The following is a 22,315-nucleotide window of genomic DNA, read 5'->3' as shown; positions in this document are numbered from 1 at the left end:
TTTGGAGTAATTATGAAAGATAACATGAGTGTAGAATCAAATAGTGTTAGCGCTGTTGATCGTCCTTCATTTTATTGAAATAAAAAATATTTGGATAAGGTAAATGGGATTGTTGAACAAAATATAGATAATAATAATTCTGAAAAAATATCAATATATAAAAAGTTTCCAAAATTTTTTAAAATATCACTTTGACACTTTATGCCATTTTTTATAGGATATTTTCTTTCTATGAGTTCTCTTTTTGCATCATATGGAAGAATTAAATCAAGTTCTATTTTTAATAAGCAATTATATAAGTATTTTTTTGGGAGATATATATCTTTAATTTTAATTTATTTTGTTTTTGGTCCTGTATTACTAATTGCATTAATTTTGTTTTATCCAGTCTTGGGGGGTTTAAATTTTAATACTTTAATTTCTGGATGGCAGCAATTATTTTCTGGTAACTTTGATGGTTTTGTAACAACAGTTATTGTTCCAACTTTTAATAGCAATGCCTGATGAATTGGATTGCTGGTTATTGGTTTAATATCATCAATTAATATTTCTGTGATTATATCTTACTTTGTAATCAACAAGCAAAATGATTTAACTATTACATTGTTTACATTAGAAGATAATTTGAAAATGAAGATATCAAGATTTGTTAGTCCTAAGAAAAAGAAAATGATAAAAAAATTTATAACTGTCGAAGTGCCATCAGATCAACAGATTTCTGAAAATAATTCAACACCTACAGTAGAGTACACTCCTACTAAAAATGAGCAACAACAGAGTGTTACAGGATAAGGAGAAATAAGATGAATGATAATGTTTTAAATAATCAAGAAATAACAACAAGTGAATCACAATCATCTAATTCTATTAAATCCTTAGATGAAAATAAAAAATATACCTTGCCAAAAAATGCTAAGAAATTAGATCCTAGTGTGTTACAGTCTCTATCTCCAATTGAAAGAGTTGAATATGAAAAGGCTTTAAAAAGACCTAAAAAAGTTGGTTATGCAATTTGTAATAAGAAATACAATAGTTTTTATTCAATTAATGTTTTAGATTTCTTACCACTATTTATTGGCACATTTCTTTCTTTTATAAGATTTTGTGTTGGGTTTGGAGATTTAAAAAAAGAAGTTGTATTTGATAAAAAAATGCTATGAGATTTTAAAAGTGCTTTCATATTAGGCTGTGTTTATACATTTTTTATTGTTCCACTTATCTTATTATTAATTCTATTTTTATATCCATTTGTAATAGTTGGTGGTAGTGAAGTTACCAAGGGTTGAAACTATTTTATTAATCAAATAAATCAAAGTGGTGTTTCAGGACTTGGTACTGCTATTGGAGAATATTATAGATTTGCTGTTAAACCAATTTTTATGCCGCCAAATCTTGTAATTACTCTTATACTTTTTCTTGTTATTTCAATGTTAAACACTAAAACCTTTTTATATAAATTTTTATTAAGACAAAAAAGAGACAATCTTTATGTGGCTCAAAAACAATCTATAAAAGATGAAATCGTTAAATTAAAACTTTCTAAAAAAAAGTAATAATTTAACTTTTTTTGTGATATGTTTTATAGGTAGTTTATTAGTACAAATCATAAATTAGTGAAGAAAGAAATAAACGCTATGAACAAGAATTTAATGACTAAAGCAGGTAGAGAAAAACTTGAAAAAGAATTAAGAGAATTAGTTGATGTTAAAAGACCTGAAATAATTAAACAAATTCAAGAAGCAAGAGAACAAGGTGATTTATCTGAAAATGCTGACTATGATGCTGCAAAAAATATGCAAGCACAAATTGAAGGAAGAATTAAAGAATTAGAAGATTTATTAAATAATTCTAAAATTATTAGTAAGGTAAAATCTGATAAAACTAAAACTAATGTAGTTCAAATTGGATCTTTAGTTAAAATAAAAGATTATTCAGATAATAAAATTTCAACTTATACAATTGTAGGTTCTGTTGAAGCAGATCCAACTGAAAATAAAATTTCTAATGAATGTCAATTAGCAAAATCAATTATGGGTAAAAAAGTAAATGATGATGTTCATATTAAAGGAATAGATGAACCATATAAGATTAAAATTTTAGAAATAAATTAATGATTTTTTTCAAAATTATCTTATAATTATTTATGTTTGTAGTATTGCAAACATAATTTGGGTAGTTAGCGAAGTGGCCAAACGCAGCTGACTGTAAATCAGTTACCTTGTGTTTCGGCGGTTCGAATCCGTCACTGCCCACCATTATTGGGCTGTAGCCAAGTGGTAAGGCAATAGACTTTGACTCTATCATGCGTTGGTTCGACCCCAACCAGCCCAGCCATTTAAAAAATTATAAATAATGATTTATTGTTAATAAGTCATTTTCATGTCTCATTAGCTCAGCGGTAGAGCATTTCACTTTTAATGAAGGGGTCAAAGGTTCGATTCCTTTATGGGACACCAATTTAATATTACACATTTGGCAGCTGGAGTGGCGGAATGGTAGACGCACAGGACTTAAAATCCTGTGACAGCAATGTCGTAAGGGTTCAAGTCCCTTTTCCAGCACCATGTTATGCGGGTGTAGTTCAATGGTAGAACTATAGCCTTCCAAGCTATTAACGTGGGTTCGATTCCCATCACCCGCTCCAAATTAAAGTTATAATATAAACAGAATTCTTTTTATTGAATTCTGTTTTTTATTTTATATAATAATAATTGTATGGGTATGACTAGATTTTTTAAATTTCCAATATTGTTATCTTTTGTTGCACTTCCTTTTGCATGTATTTCATGTTCACAAGAAACATCAAGTACTGTTTATAGTGGAGACAAGAATATGTTTTTAAATAGTAGTTATAAACCTGAAACATATGATAAGATAAAGACTCAATTGAAAGATAATCCATCTTATATTTTAACCAACCTTAAAGACATTATTAGTAGAGAAATGCTTAGGGATACAATATATTTATTTATTTGAAATGAGATTTTTAGTCATCAAATGAATGCTGACTCAAATGTTGTTGTTAATAATTTAGATTTTAGTTTTACAAATGTTGATGTAACAAGATCATTGAATGGATCTTTTACTTGTGATTTTTTTATATCAATAAAATACTCTATTACAAAAAATAATATACCTGTTTACTATAAATCAACATGAACATCACTATCAAGTGTTTATACAGATGGAAGTAGATTAGATTCAAAACAAGAATTGACTGGTTATGCAGATCCTGAATTTACAATAGAACAAGAATTAAAAAATCCAATTGATTATAAAAATATAGGACCAAGTTGAAGTTTATGAAATACATTTCATGATTACTATATAACTAATAATACGCCTGAATAATGAATAATTAGTTTGTTTGTAAACAAACTTTTTTAATTTATAAATAAAAAATTTTAAAAAAATTAATATTATCTTCAATTAGTTTATATTTTTTTTTATTGCTTGCTATAATTAGACTATAAATAACTCAACTCATTTTACATTTTGATTTTATTTTTATGTTATTTTTTAAAATTTATTATTAATAATAAATGTTAATTTTATAGAGTGTGAATATTTATGAGTTAAATGTATTATAAACTAATTAAAAAAAATAAAAAAAGGGGCAAATCATGAGTACTATTAATTTTTTTTCTCTTGGAGGAATGGATGAGAATGAAAAAGCATGCTATGTTTTAGAAATTGATGGGAATTATTATATTTTTAATCTAGGTATAACTATACCTGTTTATACAAAATTAGGTATTAAAAAAATAATACCTTATATTGATTGGATAGAAAAAAATTCAAAACTTATAAAAGGTATTTTTATTGGAGTAGCTTCTCATAGAAATATGGGTGCATTACAGTATGTGTATGATAAGATAAAAAATATTCCAATTTACACATCTAAAATTGGAGAACTTGTTTTAAGATCATATTTAAATAAAAAAAGTATGCAAAAAAAACCTAATTTTACTGATTTAAATATTAAACCATTAGAAGCATTGAAAACTATACATCTTGGACCATATCCAATTACACCATTTCATATTGTTAATGAATTACCAGATTCATATGGTTTTATCATTGGTACTCCAGATGGTAATATTATTTATATTGATGAATTTATTATAAGTAGTGACAAAAGTTCAGCTTTTATGAATGAAATAACAAGAATTAATAATATTACTCATGGTAAAAATTTATTATTAATTACAAATGTTGGAAATATTGCAAAAAATATAGGTTTTACTTCACCAAATCATAAATCTAAATCATTTTATGAAAGTGTAATTGATAAAAGTTTAACAAGTAGAGTTATTGTAGGTTGCTTTGATACAGATTTACACACTTTCATTACTTTAGCTGAAATTTCTAAAGAAAAACAAATTCCATTTATAATATATAATCCGATTTTTATGAATGTATTTAATAAAATTATTCATGAAAAAATGTTTGATAGTAATAAGTTTCCATTAGCTCCTATTCATAAAATAAATGAATTAAAAAGAGGAATTATATTAGTTTCTTCTACACCAGATAGGTTGTTCAATAAATTAATTTCATTAACTAGAGATGAAGATGAAATTTTAAAACTTAAAAATACTGATAAAGTTATTTTAGGTTTTAAAACAATGTCAGGTTTTGAAAAAGCTGAGGCTGATATATTAGATAGATTTTCTAAGTTAAATATCAATATTCAATCTTTACCTAGAACAATATTGAAAATGGAAGCATCAGCTGAAGATCATAAATTTTTAGTTAATGAATTAAAACCAAAATATATTATTCCAACACTTGGAATGTATTCTGAAGTTATTAAATATTCAAATAGATTAAAAGATATAGGTTATAAAAGTGATGATGTTATAGCTTTATATAATGGTGAATTATTAACAATTGTAAATGGAGAAAAAGTTAAACAGAAAAAATTTGTTCCTGTTAATGAGGTTTATGTTGGAAATCAAGGAAGTATTCTTGATGAAGGAGATAACATTTTAATGGAAAGACAAGTTATGAGTGAAAATGGTATAGTTTTCTTTTCAATGTTATTAGATGATAATAAAAAAGAATTTGATTTACAAAATGTTGATTTAAAACATTTTGGAGTTGTTCCAAACGATAAGGAACATTTGGATTGATTTAATAATTTATCAAAAGAAGCATTTGAATTTTCAAGATCATCTTTAAAAGAAATGGGTAAATTTGATGCTAAAGAATTTAAACCACTTATTAAAAAATATATAAGTAAGCAAATTGAAAAATATTTTAATAAGACACCAATTGTAATAATATCTGTTATTAATTAAAATCCTATTAGAATTAAACTAATAGGATTTTTCTATATTATTTTATTTAATGAATACATTTTGAAAATGATATTTTGCATAATTATTCATACTAGGAAAATCACTCAACATTTTTGTATAACATTTTTCATATTGTCTAAAATATAAATTGTCATCTGAGTTGTTTATAAATTTATTTGTAATAATTAAATTTCAATTTTCATCAAAACTGAAATAACCTTTATCAAATAATTTATGGTGATTTGAACATAATGTAATTCCATTATTTGGATCATATTTCTCATAATCATCACTATTTGAATATGGTTTTATGTGACAAGCTTCTAAAATAGAATTATTATCTAAACAACATATAATACATTTTTTATCCCTATCTAAAACAAATTTTCTAAAAATATGTTGATATCTTCTTCTATAACTTTCTATTTCTAATGGAATTGAACGTGTTAATTTGTCCATATCATAGTAATAATCTAAATTTATTATTTGAGAATTTGTTTTCTCTTTGTATCAAGGTATTGCTTCTTTAATTGCTTTAAAACATAAACTCTCAAACATTATAAAATTTTCATCTGAAGGTTTAATGTCAAAATTAAATTTTAATTTTTTAGTTTTGTTATCATAAATAAATCATTTACTTTCTAATTTTTTTATTGGTCCTTGCAACATAATAGAAAAAACACTTGATTTTGTGTTCTCATTAAAACCAATTTCTCAACTCTGCTTTCCTGAATGATTTTTTAAAATTAAAAATAATAAATTATCTTTTGTTATTAAATCATAAAAGGATTTAATAATTGTTTCATGATGTAAATCTATTTCAGATTTAAATAAGTCTTTTTTGTTATTTTTAAAAGCATTAATTATCGATAGTAGCAAAAAAGGTTTGTAAGGATATTTTATAGAATTACATTTAATATTTTCTAGATTATATATTTCATTACTGATTTTTTTATCAATTACTAGTGGGGCCATATGTTTTAATACTTTTGTATTAAAAAACATTATTATGTCATTGTTTTTTGAGTTCATTACTATTCTCCTACATTGCACTTAGTACTTGTAATGCTTTTATATAAATGTATTTTGTAGTTATTTTAAATTCTTTTTGTTAATTTTATGCAATTTCTTATACTTAAAAATATATATTTATTAAATAAAAAAATAAATATTAGCAAAAAACTATTGAGAGTGCTAATTTTTATGCTATACTATAGACATTCGATTTTATAAATGTATGTTTAAGGAGAAAAATTATGGCAAGTAATATTATTATTGGTATTGATTTAGGTACCACAAATTCTTGTGTTTCTGTAATGGAAAATGGAAAACCAAAAATCCTTGAAACACCTGAGGGTAAAAGAACAATTCCATCAGTTGTTTCATTTAAGGGTGGAGAAATTATTGTTGGTGAAGCAGCAAAAAGACAAATGGTTACAAACAAAAACACAATTCATTCTATTAAGCGTTTGATAGGAACTAAAAAAACTGTTGATATTGAAGGTAAAAAATATACTCCAGAAGAAATTTCTGCTCAAATTCTTTCTTACATCAAAAAATGTGCTGAAGAAAAATTAGGAGTTTCAGTTAATAAAGCAGTTATTACAGTTCCAGCTTATTTTAATGACTCACAAAGACAAGCGACAAAAAATGCAGGTAAAATTGCAGGTTTAGAAGTAGAAAGAATTATTAATGAACCTACAGCTGCATCATTGGCTTATGGTATTGATAAACTAAATAAAGAACAAAAAATTCTTGTTTATGATTTAGGTGGTGGAACATTTGATGTATCTGTTCTTGATATTGCAGATGGAACATTTGAAGTTTTAGCTACATCTGGTGATAACAACCTTGGTGGTGATGATTGAGATCAAAAAATTATTGATTGAATTGTTGCTGAAGTTAAAAAACAACATAGTGTTGATTTATCATCTGATAAAATGGCAATGCAAAGACTAAAAGATGCTGCTGAAAAAGCTAAAATTGAATTATCAGGTTTAAAAGAAGTTGAAATCAATTTACCTTTTATTTCAATGACAAGCAGTGGTCCATTAAATGTGGAACTAAAACTAAGTAGAGCAAAATTTGAAGAATTATCAAAAGATTTATTAGAAAGAACTATAAAACCAGTAGATGATGCATTAAAAGAGGCAAAATTAACTCCTAATGATATTCATAAAGTTTTATTAGTTGGTGGTTCTACTAGAATGCCTGCAGTTGAAGAATTGGTGACAAAAAAACTTGGAAAATCTCCAGATAAAAATATTAACCCTGATGAAGTTGTTGCACAAGGTGCTGCTATTCAAGGTGGAGTATTAATGGGTGATGTAAAAGATATTTTATTATTAGATGTTACTCCATTAACACTAAGTATTGAAACATTGGGTGGAGTTGCAACTCCTATTATCAAAAGAAATTCAACTATTCCTATTTCTAAATCACAAATCTTTTCTACAGCAGCTGATAATCAACCTGCAGTAGATGTTCATGTTGTTCAAGGTGAAAGACCAATGGTTGCTGATAATAAATCATTAGGTAGATTTATTCTGGATGGAATTGAACCAGCTCCACGTGGTGTACCACAAATTGAAATTACTTTTAACATTGATGTTAATGGTATATTAAATGTTAAAGCAGTAGATAAAAAAACTAATAAAGAAGCAAACATTACTATAAAAGACTCAAGTGGATTAAGTCAAGAAGAAATTGATAGAATGGTTAAAGAAGCTGAAGAAAACAAAGAAAAAGATGAAAAAGTAAAACAAGAAAAAGAAACAAAATATAGAGCAGAATCTTTAATTAATACTTTAAAACAAGGTATGGAATCAGAAGAAGGTAAAAAAGCTGATCCTAAACAAAAAGAAGAAGCTCAAAAACAAATTGATGAATTAGAAAAACTTCTAAAAGAAGAAAAATATGATGAATTAAAAATTAAAATTGATCAATTTGAAGCTATGGCATCTCAATTTGCAGAAGCTATGAAAAAACAACAAGAAGCTAAAAAACCTGAAGAACCAAAAGAAGAAAAGAAAAATTAATTTATTAAATAGAATGTTTACCATTCTATTTTTTTATTTCTATCTATTCTATTGTTATATAATAAATTATGAATGAAAAATTTAAAGTAATATTAGATTATGATTCATCTAAAATGACACAAACTGATTTAATAATAATAGATTATATTAATAGTGAATTTGTTTCAATTATTAAAAACAATGAAACTATTGAGTCATTTTGTCATGGAAAACCTTTTTCAATTGCTTCTGTTCATAGAGTAGCTAAAAAATTAGGTTTTAATTCTTTTATTGATATGAAATTTGATTTAATTAATAGATATATTCAAAGAGCAGAAAATACTTTTTCTAATGCTAGTGATATAGATAGTAATATTAGTAAATTATTTTTGCCTGAATTTGATATAAATGAGTATTTATCATTTTTAAAGGTTTCTCTTGCTAATATAGATTGACAAATAATAAAGCAAATGCAAAAAGACATAATGTCAAAATCTACAATATATGTTTTTCAAGAAGATAAAATATTTGAAGTTAAAGCATTTGATATTTATTGTTCTCTTAAAAAAATACATTTAGTTAGATTAACAAGTTTGCAATATTTTGAATTTTTTAAAAAAGTTCAAGATTTTGAAAAAGATAGCATTTTTTTATTTACAAAATTTAATGTTATTAGTGATATTGAAAATTATTTTTTAGATTTTTTGAGTTCTAAAAAGATAAAAACATATTTTTTTACATCTATTCTACAACCTTATAGAGAAAATGTGTTTCAAATTGTAATAGGAAATTTTAAACGGATTGATAATGACAAAAAACTATTTATACGTTTTAAAATGATTTATGATCAATTAATAAATATTATTATCTATAGTTTATTTAATAAGACACATTTTTAAATATTTAGTTTAATAAATAAAATAATAAGTATTCAATAAATATTAAGCATAATGTTAATTTATTAATTGACTAATTAAAGTAATTGAAATAAAAAATTCAAAATATGGTCATATAGAATTTTTTATTTTTTAAATTATTTTTTATTTACCTATAATTTTGTTATTAATAAAATTTAATTAATGAGGTTAATTTATGAAAATTATAAGTAAATTTAGAATAATTCTTCCACTTATTATTGCTGTGCCATCAGTGATAATACCTACGTCAATGAATTATATTGTTAACAAAGAAAATGATAAAATTAACTATGATGATGTGAAAAAACATTTCTTATTTATTGAAGAAAAATTACATCATAGTCTTTCTAGCAATAAAATTAATGCTAATGACATTAATGCTAATGACATTAATGATTTTGGTGGAATTAGTAAAAAAGAATTTATAGATAAAGCTTTATATTTTACTGATTTGTTTGAAAAACAAAAATTTACACTAGATGATATTAATGATTACTTGAATGAAATGAAATTAAAATATAGTGATTATAATTTGAGTTCAAATGATAGTTTTAGTACTATAAACAATGTTAATTTAAATAGACTAATAATGCCAAGTGAACTTGAAACTAGTAATAGTAATAGCATTAGTAATACTGGAGTTGAAAAGTCAATCTATAATTTATTAAAAAATTTAAGAATTGCAAATGCAGCTGTTGCATCTATTTCAGCTGCACTTGCTATTGCATCAGCTTCAATGTATGCTTTTGTTGTTCCTTCTTTTGGTGGAACATTGCCCATTGCTATAGGTTTATCTGCAGCTTCTATTGCTGTTGGTACTGCTAGTGGTATGTTAATATTAGCGATTGACATAATTGATAAAGAGAGAGATGACTGAGAAAGAGCAATTAGTGCAGGGGCTACCACCTATAAAGTAGGGCATGTAGCAACAAATATTGCAAAAGCATTATATCCTATAGTTAATTTAGGTAAGTTTTTAAGATATGTTCCACTTTTAGGTGCTTTCATTGAGACATGTGGTGCTATTTTAGCTATCATAGATGCAATTAAATATTAAATTAGGAGTCATAATATGAATGAGATTACAATTTGATTTTGTTATATTCTTGCATTATTATTGATTTTATTACACTTTGGATATGTATTTTTTACTAACAATAGAATGAAGTGCTTTAAAACAATTATTTTTAAAGATAATAACAATAAATTTAACAATTTTTGCATAAAAAATTGATTAAGAATTATTAAGAGAGATAAATTTTATTATTTTTTCTTTAATTACTTAATGTTATCATTTTATATTGTTTTATTCTCGATAGTCATATATTTTATTATTCAAGTTTTATTTTCAATAAATAATTGATATGCAACACAGAAATGACCAGAAATTTTAATAATAACTATAACAGTTGTTTATTACTTTATAGTTTTAGTTGTGTTTTCCATATTTTTATTTAAATTTTGATCATGATATAAAAATGTTGAAAATTGTAAATCTAATACAAAAGAAAAAGAATTAGAAGACCACTCAAATAATTTATTAGATATTAAGAATTTGTCTAATTTATTAGATATAAGAACTAATGATACAATAATTGATAGATTCATATTATTAATGAATAAGAAAAATAATAAGTTTTTTAATAGAAAAAAGAAAAATATATATTTTTATCTAAATTATTTAATGTGAAGATATTCATTTATGTATGCATATATGTTTCATGAAAGAGATTTATCAGGGATGTATATATTCCTTGGTGTCATCATATTTTATAATAATAACAAAGTCCCTATTTTAGATGAAAATAAAGGATATAGTATGATTGTAAACAAAGATGAATTTATGACAATAATAGAAGATAACATTATTGATACATATTATAAATGAGAAAAAATTAATAATTAGTTTTGAGAAATAGAATGTTTTAATGAAATTAATTAAAATTACCAAAGCAAAATATGAAGTGCAACATCATAATTCCACAACTTATAACTCATAACCAATAAAATGTTTATGAGTTTTTATTGCTTTTTATATAATATTTATTTCATGACTTGATTTAAATTCAAAGATTTTTCTTGACATGTAAATAATTGAAATAATTCAAAACAAAAACTAAAATCATAATAAATATTTTTATTAGTTGTTTTAATTTTTTAAATTATTTTTCATGTCTTTTTGGTTTTTTTAAATTATAAATATAAAAAATGTATTTATTCATTTTTTAATTTTCATAAAATTGTTTGAATATTCATAATAGATATTTTGTTACAGTTTATATGAAAAACATTAATATTTTTTTTATTTAAAACTAATAATTTTTTGTATTTGTTTATTAAAGATTATTTTTATCTTTAGGTTTTATAATAGATTTTAATTAATCTTTATAATTGTTTATTATCACATATGTTTCTTTTTAAGAATTTAAAATTCTATCACTATATATTCGATTGTTATTATAAAATTAAATTAATATTAATTTGTATTTGAGAGTCTTAATTTAGGACTTTGGTTTAATCTTTGATTAAATTGAGATGTATACAGAGAATACGGAGTTTATATGTTGCTATCAGTGATATTATTTTTTTGTAGAGATTATAATTTATGTCAATAGTTAAACTTTATTTTATTGTTACCTTTAATAAACAACCTCTTGACAAAGATTTTCATGATAGAGAAAAATTTTATAAATTTTCTTCAATTATGAAAGAACATAAAAAAGAATTAGATTATGATAAACAATTATTTTTAACTCAAAAATTATTTCCTAAATTAATTTACATCCCAATATTAAATTTTATTTATTTGATAATTTTCAAAAGAAATATATATACTTCATTTAAATCTACATATTCAAAATTTTGATTTTGAAGAATTTGAAGTGGGTTAGTTTTTCTAAGTTGTTTAATTGTTGGCTCTATAGTATGTTCAATGGTGTTCTTGTGAATGGGAATTACTAACTTTAATGATTCTAAGGCTGCATGGTTTATATTAATCCCTTTTCTGATATTATTTGCATGTTTTTTCTCTTTTATTTTTCCTTGAGTGTTAAGAATTAAATATAGTAATACTAGTGTATTTGATAATTTTATCATTAACTATATTTATTCTCCGCTAATATATATATATTGATAAAACCTGAAAATAAATATCTAAAAAATATAAATGAAGATCCAGGCACTGTTGTAATAGCTAATAAAGAGTTTAATGATATTTTAAATTTAATTGACTGAATTTTTGAATTGAGTCAAGATGAATTTATTAGTATTTTTAACAACAAAGAATTTGAATGGAGAACAAATGCTAAAAAAATATAAACTTGAAAATAAATTATTAAATTCTGATTCAGATGATTACAATAATTGTTGTGTATTAGAAATAGCTAAACAAATAGTGAACAATAAATACAATAGAAAAATATTTATTACCAATTTAATATTAATATTATTTTTATTATTATTTTTAGTAGTATCTCTAATATATTTTTCTTTCATTATTGCTTTTGGTATAAATATTAATTCAAATAATTGAATTATTTATTTAATAATTTTAATAGTATTTGGAGTTTTATCTAATTGCATTTGCTTGTATAACTTTTATATTGGTTCATATATTGATAAAAGAATAAGAATTCCTAAGATATATTTAAAGCATAAAATGTATTTATATAGTTTGTATTCTTTAAATGTAGAAGATAATATATTTTATATTGACAAAATAAAAGAATTGTTATCACATGTAAAATTGTTTAATTTTATTAATGAAGATATATTATTAGATCTTAATAAAAAAGTAAATACTACAAAACTAAAAAGAAGATTTTCAATATATTTTCCTTATTCAATGATGCCTTTGAGTGTTGCATCATCTGTTTTATCTTGCCTTTCTATTTTCTCATTTTTTTAAAAGTAATATAATTTCTTGAAAATATTGGCTGTATAACCAATATTTTTATTTGATTTTGATTTTATATTTATTAAAATTTCATAGTTCTTAATAAAAGTAATAATATATCAATTTTATTTAGCAAATTAAATATAAGTCAAGCAATGCTATTAAATTGAAAATTATTAAGAAAATACAAATATATATTTTTACCAAAATTATTTAATGTAAAGATATTTATATATTTAATGATTTATTATAATAATATATATGATTTATAATTAGTGTATATGATAAAAGTGAACAATTTATTTTCTTAGAAATAATTTTTAAATATAACTAAAGATGGGTTTAGATCAATAGCTAAAATAGCATTATTAACATAATATATGACAAATGAAAATAAATAAAAGTTCAAACAAAATTTAGAAGTTTGGACTTTTTTGTTTTAAAAATACATTAGAATAAACTAAAAATATGTATTGATATTTTTTAACTCAGGTTTATCATATGAAATTAAAATATTTATAAATATTAGTATATTAATATATTATTTAATTATGTATTAATTTTAGGATAATGTATGATTGTAAAGAATAGATTAATTAATATAATTGAAACCATCGAGAACCAAATTTTTGAAAAAGAAGATATTGTAAAACTTACATTATTAGGATTGATTTCAAAAGAAAATATATTTTTGTTAGGTCAACCTGGTGTTGCTAAGTCTTTAATGGCTAGACAAGTTTGTAAACTTATTAAAAATGGTAAATATTTTGAATATCTTATGAATAGTTTTTCTACTCCAGAAGAACTATTTGGACCTATATCATTAAAAAAATTAGATGATGATATTTATGAAAGAAAAGTAGAAAATTATCTTCCAGAAAGTAATGTTGTTTTTCTTGATGAAATTTGAAAAGCTTCTCCAGCAATTCAAAATACTTTACTTAATATTATTAATGAAAAAATTTATATTAATGGAAGTAATAAAATTAATGTTCCATTAAATTTATTAATATCAGCAAGTAATGAATTACCAGTTGAAAATGAAGGTTTAGAAGCTTTATATGATAGATTTTTGATACGTATAATTGTAAGTCCAATTAAAGATGATAAAAATTTCTTTTCATTATTAAGATCTGACAAAAATATTTCAATTAGTTTTTTACCTAATTTAACTTTTACAGTAGATGAAATTAATAGTTTTGAATCACATATAAATAATGTGTATTTATCTGATGAAATTTTACATTTTATTTTATCTTTGAAAAATGAGTTACAAAGAAATTTGGGAGAAAATGGGTTTTATGTATCAGATAGAAGATGAAAAAAAGTTGCTTGAATACTAAAATCATTGGCTTTTGCAAATGACAGAGAAGAAGTAAATGCAACTGATTTATTAATAATAAAGCATTTACTATGATCAAAACCTCAAGAAATTGAATCTATAAATGAAATATTTGATAATGTATTTAATAAATATAATTTGGATTTATTGGGATTAAATTTTAATGAGATGTTTGATATTATTGACAAATTGCAACAGGACATTCAAGTTAACTCTAAAATTGTAAAGAAAACAAAGTTAATTAATAAATTGATTACAGGTAGTACATTGACAAGTTTTATTGAATTTCATACAACTGAATTAAATGTAATTAAAAAATTTTTGTTACCTGTTGGATTAATGACAGATAATTGAGGGAAAAGATATATTCCTTACGGATACAACATTCAAAATAAAACAATTGCAGTGGATTTTAGTGGGAACCCACTTAGTTATTACTACTATGAAAAAAATAATGAAGAATGAGTTCAAAAAATTTATACTAGCCAACATTTTAAAATGTTAAATAATAATGATGGATATGAATTTAATGGTATGAAAGTAATGCCTGTTGAATCTAATATTATTGTGATTGAGGATATTAATTTATTGAAAAATTTAAAAGAAAAAATTGTTGAGCTTAAAACAAAAATAAATGAAATTGAAAATTATAAAGATCAAGTTGTGAATTATTTGAAAGATGAAATAAATATTTTAGTTCCAAATTATGATTATTATCAATCTAAACTATTAAATTCAATTACAAGCAGTTTTACTAAAGTGAAAGTATCAATGGATGCAATTGAAAATCAGATAAAAGAAATTGAAAATAATAGTGGTAATCATTAGATGAGAGAAAATATAATTAATAAAATAAAAAACAACTTAAAAGTTTTAATAGAAAAAAAATCAAAAACTCATGCAGAAAATAACCATAAGTTTAATGACTTGATATATGAAGATAATATAAAAGCTGCATATCAAGCATTATATGAATTTGATGAAAATATTTTTAATGAATCTATTGTAGAAGCACTTAAAACTATTGATATAAGTGATTATTTTAAAAGACACTATGATGAGAATCAAGGTTTAACTTCGCATAGAAAAATTGGTTTAAAGAATTTAGAAGATCAAAATTGATTGAATTTAGATTTTAAAGAATATATAGAAAAATTATTGAATGACAATAATATAGAAGGTGTTAATAGTTTGCATGACATAATTTATAATTCTATAGAATTTAATACAATAGACATTTATTTTAGAAAAATATTAGAAAAAAATGATATTAATTATCAGCATCTTGATAATGATATTAGTCAAGCTAGTGCTTCTATTGATAAATTAAAAAGTGCTAGTAATTTTTTACTAGACAAAATGGGAACATTACCTTTAAAAGATATTTTACAAATAGATAGTGAATTAATTGATGTTATTGTAGAAACTTTTACAAAACAAACTTTTCTAAATGATTTAACTAAAATGCTTGGAAAAGTAAGTGATAGTTCTAAAAGAAAAACATTCTTAGAAAATGTCAAAGAAGTAAATAAAGTTAATAAAAAAGATAATAAATATAATCCTACAAAGATTAATGGTATAAAAACAGGCAATATTATTTCATCTATTGTCCCATATCAACTTGCTTATAGACAAGATGAATTGACAAAGAAAATTTTTAATTCAAATTTGTTAGAAAATAAACTTTTAATTTTTGATCAAAAAGATAGATCAAAAAAAATTATTCATGATGATAAATCACCATTAAAAAAAGCTGATGATAGTTTTGGAGGAGCTTTTATTATCTGTATTGATACTTCATATTCAATGCAACATTTTGGAGACAAATATGCTAAAGCATTTGTTCTATTAATGTTGATAGAGGCAAAAAGATTGAATAGAAAAGTTTATATTATTAATTTCTCAGATATTTTAGACATCTATGAAATAGAAGATTATGAAACTCAATTTGATTTAGTAGTTAAATTTATTAAAAAGTCATTTTATGCCGGCACAAATCTTGATCTTGCATTACAAAAATCATTAGAAATAATTCAAAGAAATGCATATAAGAAATCAGATGTTATTGTAATTTCAGATTTTGATGTTAAGTCAATTAACAAACAACTATATAATAACTTAAATTTATTAAAGAAAAAATATGGAACATTATTGTATGCTTTTGTTATATCAAGAATGCCAAGAACAGCTTTTGTAGAAGATTATTATGATGAAAAGTTTTTATTTAATGGAACAGATAAATCTATAGAAAATATTCATTATAGAATAAAAGAATTATTAACAAAATATGATGTTAAATAGGAGTAGTTATGATTAATAAAATGTTGAGCAGAACTTCAATAAGATCATTTGAGGATAAAAAAATTGATGATGAAACAATTAAACAATTATCTCAAGTTGTAAATAGTGCACCAACATCAATGAATGGTCAGATTTTTAGTTGTGTTTTTGTTAGAGATAAAAGCAAATTAAAATTCATTAAAGAATTAATGGATAAAAATATGCCATCAAATAGTGTTGATAGATCATTTGTGTATCATGCTTCATTATTAGCAATTTTTTGTATTGATTTAAATAGATTAGAATATGCATGTGCAAAAAACAATTTAAAACCAGTATTAGGTGGTTTAGATTTATTAGCAACTGCATCAGGAGATGCTTATATTGGTGCAACTATGTTAATGGATGCAAGTATTTCATTAGGACTTGGAACTTGTTTTTTAGGATCAATAAAGGGTATAACTGATGATTTAAAACAACTTCTAAAACTTGATGGCAATATTTTCCCTATAGTTGGTTTATTAATTGGTTATTCAAATGAAATAAATGATATTAAACCAAAAATGAATAAAGTGTATTTTGAAGAATATTCTTTAACTGACATAAAGAATGAAGTAGATAAATATGATACTATTTTTAGTAATTATTTACTAAAAAGAAATAGTTTAAATAAAAATGATAATTGATCAAAACCATATTCATCAATTATGTCAAATAATAATGTTTATAAAGTTCTTGAAAATAATTTTAAAAATTGGGTTAAATTTAATTAATAACAAATATATAGGTTTATTATGAAATTTACTTTTACATCTGTTGGTATAGCATTGGGAATTACAACATTATTGTTAATGATAATGATTGTTTTGTTTCATTTTCTTTTTACTAGAAAAAGTAAATTTTTATATATATTTTTTCATTCATATTATTACTGATTAATAATAGGAGCTGTTAGTTTTTTGTACTTTTTTTTAGCAAGGTATAATCAAAATATCATAGATTTTTTTAACAAAAAAGATTTATTAGATAGTGGTGATATTTATTATAAATCCACTACTTATAGTAAAGCATTTTTATTAGATTTATGTCCTGCTGTTGCTTTTTTATTACCACTATCATTAATGATTGATCCAACACGTTCAATTGCAAAAATTATGTCTCCATATGCAATAATTGGAAGTATTATTACAATATATTCAACAACACTATCAACTACACCTAATGGTAATGTTTGAAATTATATTTTTCTTGGAGAAGCTCCTAATGAAATGTTTTTTATGATGCATTTTAATTCATTGGTAATTGCAATAGGTGTTATGTTAACATCAAAAAATTATACAAGATATAGTTTTTTATTTAATTTTGTTTTTATTTGTCTTTATATAGGGTATGTAAAGGCTTTTGTAGATTTAAAAGGTGTTTTATATAACACAACAGGTGTTTCAAAATTTGATTGATATGATGATGTTTATCACAATTTCAGTGAATATGGTATAGTGTATCAATTATTTCCAATAGGATTTCCACTAATTCAAATAATAGCTTATATTATTGCAGTATTAATTTCTTTTTCTTTAATGGGTATAAAAAATTGAACTAATAAAGATCCAGAAAAAGAAATGTATTTAGATAAATTTTGATATCAAAAAATTAAATATATAAGTAAACCATTTTATATTTATGATCTAAAACTAGATATTTTCTTTTTAAGAATTAATATGTGGATATCAAAAAGACTCTTAAAAAAGAATACTATTAATTTAGAAAATAAAATTTTTAAAAACAAAGAGATAATAAAAACATTGAAATAAATAATACTATGAATCTTTATAGTGTTATTTATTTTTTGTTACAATGTAATAGAAAAATGTTTTTTCGACATTTTTTAACTATTAAAGTTTCAATTATTAAATATTTGCAAAGGATAAATATAATATGAAGTTTTTTTTGAAATGAAAAACACATTTGTTTTTTATCAAATTTATTAACTTATATTTCTTTAAATCATGAGTAGGACCATTAATTTGTTTTTTGTTTATACCAATAATGTCTATTGGTTTTGCATATATAAATAAAAATTATGTTTCTACTATTATTCCTAGTGTATTAAGCAATGTAATAATAGGTATACCATTTTGACTTATTAGTTCATCAATGATAGATATTAAAAAGAATTCTATTGTTGAAAAATATTTTTTATTTTCTAAAAAACCAATTTATGTAAATAGTATTCCTTTACTATATTTTTACATTATTATTTTGGTATCTTTTTTAATTAATTTTTTTGTTGTATATTTAATATCATTTGATAAAAATAATTTTCCAATTAATTTTTTTCAGAATATTAATGTAGGAAGTTTAATTTTCACTTTAATATTTTCTATATTTTTATCTTTATCAATTGCAAGTATAATGTACACATTTGTTAGGTCAATTATTTGAAATCAAATCATTTGTTATGTTTTATCTATGTTTTTCTTATTATTCTCTGGAAATATAATTCCATGAGTAACAATTATTACAAATGAACCCTTAAATATTATTTCTTACTTTTCGCCATTTAGATATATAAATGCTTTATTTATAGAAAGCATAAATGGATTATCTGATGGAATGAATAACTTACAAAACACTAATGTTTTTAATTTTTCTACACCTTATGTAATTACATATGCTGAAATTAATGAAAATGGCATTCAGTATAAACAAATGGAATTATTCAAACAATATGATCAAATATTAAACTTTCTTATTATTCTCATCATTCCAATAATTATAAATGGGATTATTTTGAATATAAGACAAGGTAAAAGGAAATAATAATATGAGCATAAATAATAATTCAGTTTGTAAAATTACACATTTATATAAAAAATATGATACAAAAATTTTATTTTCAGATTTCTCTTTAGACATTTTTAAAGGAGATAGAGTTGGAATTATTGGAAAGAATGGAGCTGGAAAAACAACACTATTAAATATGATAATTGGAAAAACACCACAAGATAAAGGAACAATTGTTTTTAATAATAAATTTATTAATGATAAATTATTGGACATTGGTTATATTTCTCAACAATTTAGATTTCCTACATTTTTTAAAGTTAAAGATATATATAAATTAATTTTAGATGATTTAAAGTTAAATAATCGTTATATTAAATATTATTTTTATGAAATTACTTCTGTTTTAGATATAGAAACTTTATTAAATAAAAAATATTCAAAATTATCAGCTGGTGAAAAACAAAAAGTTAATTTATTTTCTATACTATCATATAATTCAAAACTATTACTATTGGATGAATTTACATCAAATATTGATATTGAAACTAACCAAAAAATAAGAAAATTTCTTAATAATAACTCAATTACAATGCTTGTAGTTTCTCACAATGTTAGAGATATAGTTGAAATATGCAATAAAGTTTTATTTATTGCTGATGGAAAAATACAAAAAATATTATTAAATCATGAAATAAATGAAAGTTCTATAAAAACTCTTTTTAATGAAAGACGATAAGTGATATTCTAGTAGTAAAGTAATAATTTGCATAGTTGGTTTATAACTTGGAATAATAAATGTTGTAAAAAAGATTTGGTTGATGATAAATCAATTTTTATATAAATTTTTATAATATATTGTAATATCATAATCAAATAAAAAATGAAGTGATATATAACTATCTACTTCATTTTTTATTTGATTAATGTTATTTTTACTATATATATTTTTCAGCAAGTTTTTGTATACTTCCATATTTTTTTATCACATCTTTTTTTCTTAAATCTACTTTTAATTGTCCCTTTTGCATAATCATAATTCTATCTGTTATTAATTCTACTTCATCCATATTATGTGAAATTAGTAATATTTGTATATTGAAGAATTTACAATAATGAATAATAAAATCAATTATTTTTGTTCTTACACTAATATCAAGTCCTGTAGATAATTCATCAAGAATTACTATTTTTGGTTTATGAATTAATGCTAAAAGAATATTAAGTCTTTGTTGTTGCCCGCCAGATAATGATTTAGCTTTTCTATTATAAAATTCTTTTAGTCCAAATGCTGTAATCATTTGTTCTATTTCAGCATCATTAATATCAACTTTATAAACATCTACTATAAATTTTATAATGTGTTTTACTTTTAATCCATTAGGATAAGCACTATCTTGAAATTGAATTCCTATCTTTTCTTGAAAATTAATTGTGTAGTCAAATAAATAGTTTATTTCGCCCTTTGATTGATTAGTTATTCCTGCTAACATTTCTACAGTTGTAGTCTTACCAGCTCCATTTGCTCCAATTAAAGCAACATTTTCATTATCATACAATGTAAAAGAAAGATTATTTACTGCACAAATTTTATTGTTTGCTCCAAAATATTTGTATACATTTTTAAATTCTAAAATTGGATCACCATTATGTTTTTGCTTGGTATCAATAATAGTTTTTTGATTTAGTTTATCTTCTGTTTGTTCTAGAAAAACATTAAATCTATTTTCCTCTCTAATTTCTTGCTTTTTCTTTTCTTTTTTTAAAAAAATTTTATCTCATATTTTTTTCATAATATTCACAATAACCTATCTAATACTTCATTTAAAAAATTTAATCATTGCACCAATTGAAATTGCAACAAAAATAATTGGAATAACAAAGGAAATAATTACTTCTATTTCATTTATTCCTATATTTTCTAAAATTAGTTTGGTGTGTGCATCATATGGGTTGAATATATCTCCATTTAATCAAGAAATAGTTACTAATGAATTTGAATATCTATAAGGAGTTAAGTATGAAAATACATTTAGTACTTTATTGTTTGTAATAACTGACAAGGGGAACAACATGCCTGATAATAGCATACTTGCAAAATATAACATTGTACCTTTAATATTCAATGAAGCACTTGTTTTAGAAGTGCTAAGATTAAACAATCCAATAAAAATAGATATTATATTCATATATGTAATAGATATTATTAAACCAACTCATTCTGAACTATAACTTTTACCAGTAGAAAAAAATAAATCATAACCCATAATTGTTTGTGTATTATTTTCTGATAATATAAGTTGAAATTTTTGAAATCCAAAAAGTAAAAGTATTCATAAAAATGATCATAATGTAATAAGACTGTTCATTATGAAATAATAGATGAATGTTGTTAAAATAAACATTCATGGCCTTATGGGTGTTGAACCTATTCTTTTCATTAATATTGATACTTTTATTTCCATAACAGAGGATGGCATAGAAAAAGAACCAATACTGATAACATTTAAAGTTATTAATCCTATTAGAATATCTTTAAATTTCATTGCATTGAGTACATTATTACTTCCATCAAGTATAACTGCTTGATTTATAAAACCAAATAAAGCCATAAAAATTATTGAAAAAATAAAATCATAAAATCATTCACCTGGATTATTTCAATATTGTGTATTAAGTAATTTAAATAAAGATCAACAACACTGAAATTGTATTTTTCCAATATTTTTTATTTCTTTTTTATTTTCTTTAGTAATGATTGTAATATTATTCATTTT

The 22,315-nt window shown here is 22.5% G+C and carries 20 protein-coding genes and 5 tRNA genes; 21 read left to right on the top strand and 4 right to left on the bottom strand.

The features are described from left to right. Window positions 1-12 precede the first annotated feature (12 nt). From ACLFO7_RS03235 to ACLFO7_RS03190, 10 genes are all read left to right on the top strand, one after another. Window positions 13-792 (top strand): hypothetical protein, encoded by a 780-nt coding sequence (locus ACLFO7_RS03235; RefSeq protein WP_412032073.1) that lies wholly within the window; start codon window positions 13-15, stop codon window positions 790-792. Window positions 793-803: 11 nt separating this feature from the next. Then, window positions 804-1,553 carry a hypothetical protein gene (locus ACLFO7_RS03230; protein ID WP_412032072.1) on the top strand — a complete coding sequence of 250 codons (750 nt, stop codon included), beginning with the start codon at window positions 804-806 and terminating at the stop codon, window positions 1,551-1,553. 81 nt (window positions 1,554-1,634) lie between these two features. After that, entirely contained in the window at window positions 1,635-2,111 is a 477-nt protein-coding gene (gene greA, locus ACLFO7_RS03225; protein WP_412032071.1) for a transcription elongation factor GreA, read from the top strand. A gap of 59 nt (window positions 2,112-2,170) precedes the next feature. Next, a tRNA-Tyr gene (locus ACLFO7_RS03220) sits at window positions 2,171-2,255 on the top strand. Window positions 2,256-2,259: 4 nt separating this feature from the next. Continuing rightward, window positions 2,260-2,334, top strand: a tRNA-Gln gene (locus ACLFO7_RS03215). 47 nt (window positions 2,335-2,381) lie between these two features. Beyond that, window positions 2,382-2,456 (top strand) — tRNA-Lys (locus ACLFO7_RS03210). A gap of 22 nt (window positions 2,457-2,478) precedes the next feature. Next, window positions 2,479-2,564 (top strand) — tRNA-Leu (locus ACLFO7_RS03205). A gap of 6 nt (window positions 2,565-2,570) precedes the next feature. Next, window positions 2,571-2,644 (top strand) — tRNA-Gly (locus tag ACLFO7_RS03200). A gap of 77 nt (window positions 2,645-2,721) precedes the next feature. Next, on the top strand, window positions 2,722-3,351 hold the full coding sequence (locus tag ACLFO7_RS03195) for a hypothetical protein (RefSeq protein WP_412032070.1): 630 nt from the start codon (window positions 2,722-2,724) through the stop codon (window positions 3,349-3,351). A 272-nt stretch (window positions 3,352-3,623) separates the two neighbouring features. Continuing rightward, window positions 3,624-5,303 carry a ribonuclease J gene (locus tag ACLFO7_RS03190; protein WP_412032069.1) on the top strand — a complete coding sequence of 560 codons (1,680 nt, stop codon included), beginning with the start codon at window positions 3,624-3,626 and terminating at the stop codon, window positions 5,301-5,303. Window positions 5,304-5,345: 42 nt separating this feature from the next. On the opposite strand, the gene ACLFO7_RS03185 is transcribed toward ACLFO7_RS03190, so the two are convergent. After that, window positions 5,346-6,335 carry an HNH endonuclease gene (locus ACLFO7_RS03185; protein WP_412032068.1) on the bottom strand — a complete coding sequence of 330 codons (990 nt, stop codon included), beginning with the start codon at window positions 6,333-6,335 and terminating at the stop codon, window positions 5,346-5,348. Window positions 6,336-6,559: 224 nt separating this feature from the next. On the opposite strand from ACLFO7_RS03185, the gene dnaK reads away from it, so the two are divergent. From dnaK to ACLFO7_RS03165, 4 genes are all read left to right on the top strand, one after another. Then, complete coding sequence (dnaK, locus tag ACLFO7_RS03180; RefSeq protein ID WP_412032067.1) at window positions 6,560-8,341, top strand: molecular chaperone DnaK; 1,782 nt, start codon at window positions 6,560-6,562, stop codon at window positions 8,339-8,341. Between the two features lie 68 nt (window positions 8,342-8,409). Next, window positions 8,410-9,219, top strand: coding sequence for a hypothetical protein (locus ACLFO7_RS03175; protein ID WP_412032066.1), 810 nt, complete (start codon window positions 8,410-8,412; stop codon window positions 9,217-9,219). A gap of 193 nt (window positions 9,220-9,412) precedes the next feature. Then, window positions 9,413-10,294, top strand: a complete 882-nt coding sequence (locus ACLFO7_RS03170; protein WP_412032065.1) for a hypothetical protein — start codon at window positions 9,413-9,415, stop codon at window positions 10,292-10,294. A gap of 15 nt (window positions 10,295-10,309) precedes the next feature. After that, window positions 10,310-11,143 carry a hypothetical protein gene (locus tag ACLFO7_RS03165; RefSeq protein WP_412032064.1) on the top strand — a complete coding sequence of 278 codons (834 nt, stop codon included), beginning with the start codon at window positions 10,310-10,312 and terminating at the stop codon, window positions 11,141-11,143. A gap of 896 nt (window positions 11,144-12,039) precedes the next feature. On the opposite strand, the gene ACLFO7_RS03160 is transcribed toward ACLFO7_RS03165, so the two are convergent. Continuing rightward, a complete protein-coding gene (locus ACLFO7_RS03160) occupies window positions 12,040-12,333 on the bottom strand; it encodes a hypothetical protein (protein WP_412032063.1) in 294 nt (97 codons plus the stop codon). A gap of 157 nt (window positions 12,334-12,490) precedes the next feature. On the opposite strand from ACLFO7_RS03160, the gene ACLFO7_RS03155 reads away from it, so the two are divergent. From ACLFO7_RS03155 to ACLFO7_RS03125, 7 genes are all read left to right on the top strand, one after another. Continuing rightward, window positions 12,491-13,144 (top strand): hypothetical protein, encoded by a 654-nt coding sequence (locus ACLFO7_RS03155; protein ID WP_412032062.1) that lies wholly within the window; start codon window positions 12,491-12,493, stop codon window positions 13,142-13,144. A 562-nt stretch (window positions 13,145-13,706) separates the two neighbouring features. After that, window positions 13,707-15,302: an AAA family ATPase gene (locus ACLFO7_RS03150; protein WP_412032061.1), complete on the top strand. Its 1,596-nt coding sequence runs from the start codon at window positions 13,707-13,709 to the stop codon at window positions 15,300-15,302. Beyond that, window positions 15,303-16,775, top strand: a complete 1,473-nt coding sequence (locus tag ACLFO7_RS03145; protein ID WP_412032060.1) for a vWA domain-containing protein — start codon at window positions 15,303-15,305, stop codon at window positions 16,773-16,775. Between the two features lie 8 nt (window positions 16,776-16,783). Continuing rightward, window positions 16,784-17,527: a nitroreductase family protein gene (locus tag ACLFO7_RS03140; RefSeq protein WP_412032059.1), complete on the top strand. Its 744-nt coding sequence runs from the start codon at window positions 16,784-16,786 to the stop codon at window positions 17,525-17,527. Window positions 17,528-17,548: 21 nt separating this feature from the next. Next, window positions 17,549-18,565, top strand: coding sequence for a DUF5378 family protein (locus ACLFO7_RS03135; RefSeq protein WP_412032058.1), 1,017 nt, complete (start codon window positions 17,549-17,551; stop codon window positions 18,563-18,565). A gap of 235 nt (window positions 18,566-18,800) precedes the next feature. Beyond that, entirely contained in the window at window positions 18,801-19,574 is a 774-nt protein-coding gene (locus ACLFO7_RS03130; RefSeq protein WP_412032057.1) for a hypothetical protein, read from the top strand. A gap of 4 nt (window positions 19,575-19,578) precedes the next feature. After that, window positions 19,579-20,277 carry an ATP-binding cassette domain-containing protein gene (locus ACLFO7_RS03125; protein ID WP_412032056.1) on the top strand — a complete coding sequence of 233 codons (699 nt, stop codon included), beginning with the start codon at window positions 19,579-19,581 and terminating at the stop codon, window positions 20,275-20,277. A gap of 199 nt (window positions 20,278-20,476) precedes the next feature. Here ACLFO7_RS03125 and ACLFO7_RS03120 read toward each other — a convergent pair whose 3' ends face one another. Together ACLFO7_RS03120 and ACLFO7_RS03115 are read right to left on the bottom strand one after the other, a co-directional pair. Next, on the bottom strand, window positions 20,477-21,331 hold the full coding sequence (locus ACLFO7_RS03120; protein WP_412032055.1) for an ABC transporter ATP-binding protein: 855 nt from the start codon (window positions 21,329-21,331) through the stop codon (window positions 20,477-20,479). A 15-nt stretch (window positions 21,332-21,346) separates the two neighbouring features. After that, window positions 21,347-22,312, bottom strand: a complete 966-nt coding sequence (locus tag ACLFO7_RS03115; protein WP_412032054.1) for a hypothetical protein — start codon at window positions 22,310-22,312, stop codon at window positions 21,347-21,349. Window positions 22,313-22,315 lie beyond the last annotated feature (3 nt).

This window comes from Malacoplasma muris, assembly GCF_046774425.1.
In the GTDB taxonomy this organism is placed as follows: domain Bacteria; phylum Bacillota_I; class Bacilli_A; order Mycoplasmatales; family Mycoplasmoidaceae; genus Malacoplasma; species Malacoplasma muris.
This window is presented reverse-complemented; position numbering and strand designations above follow the sequence as displayed.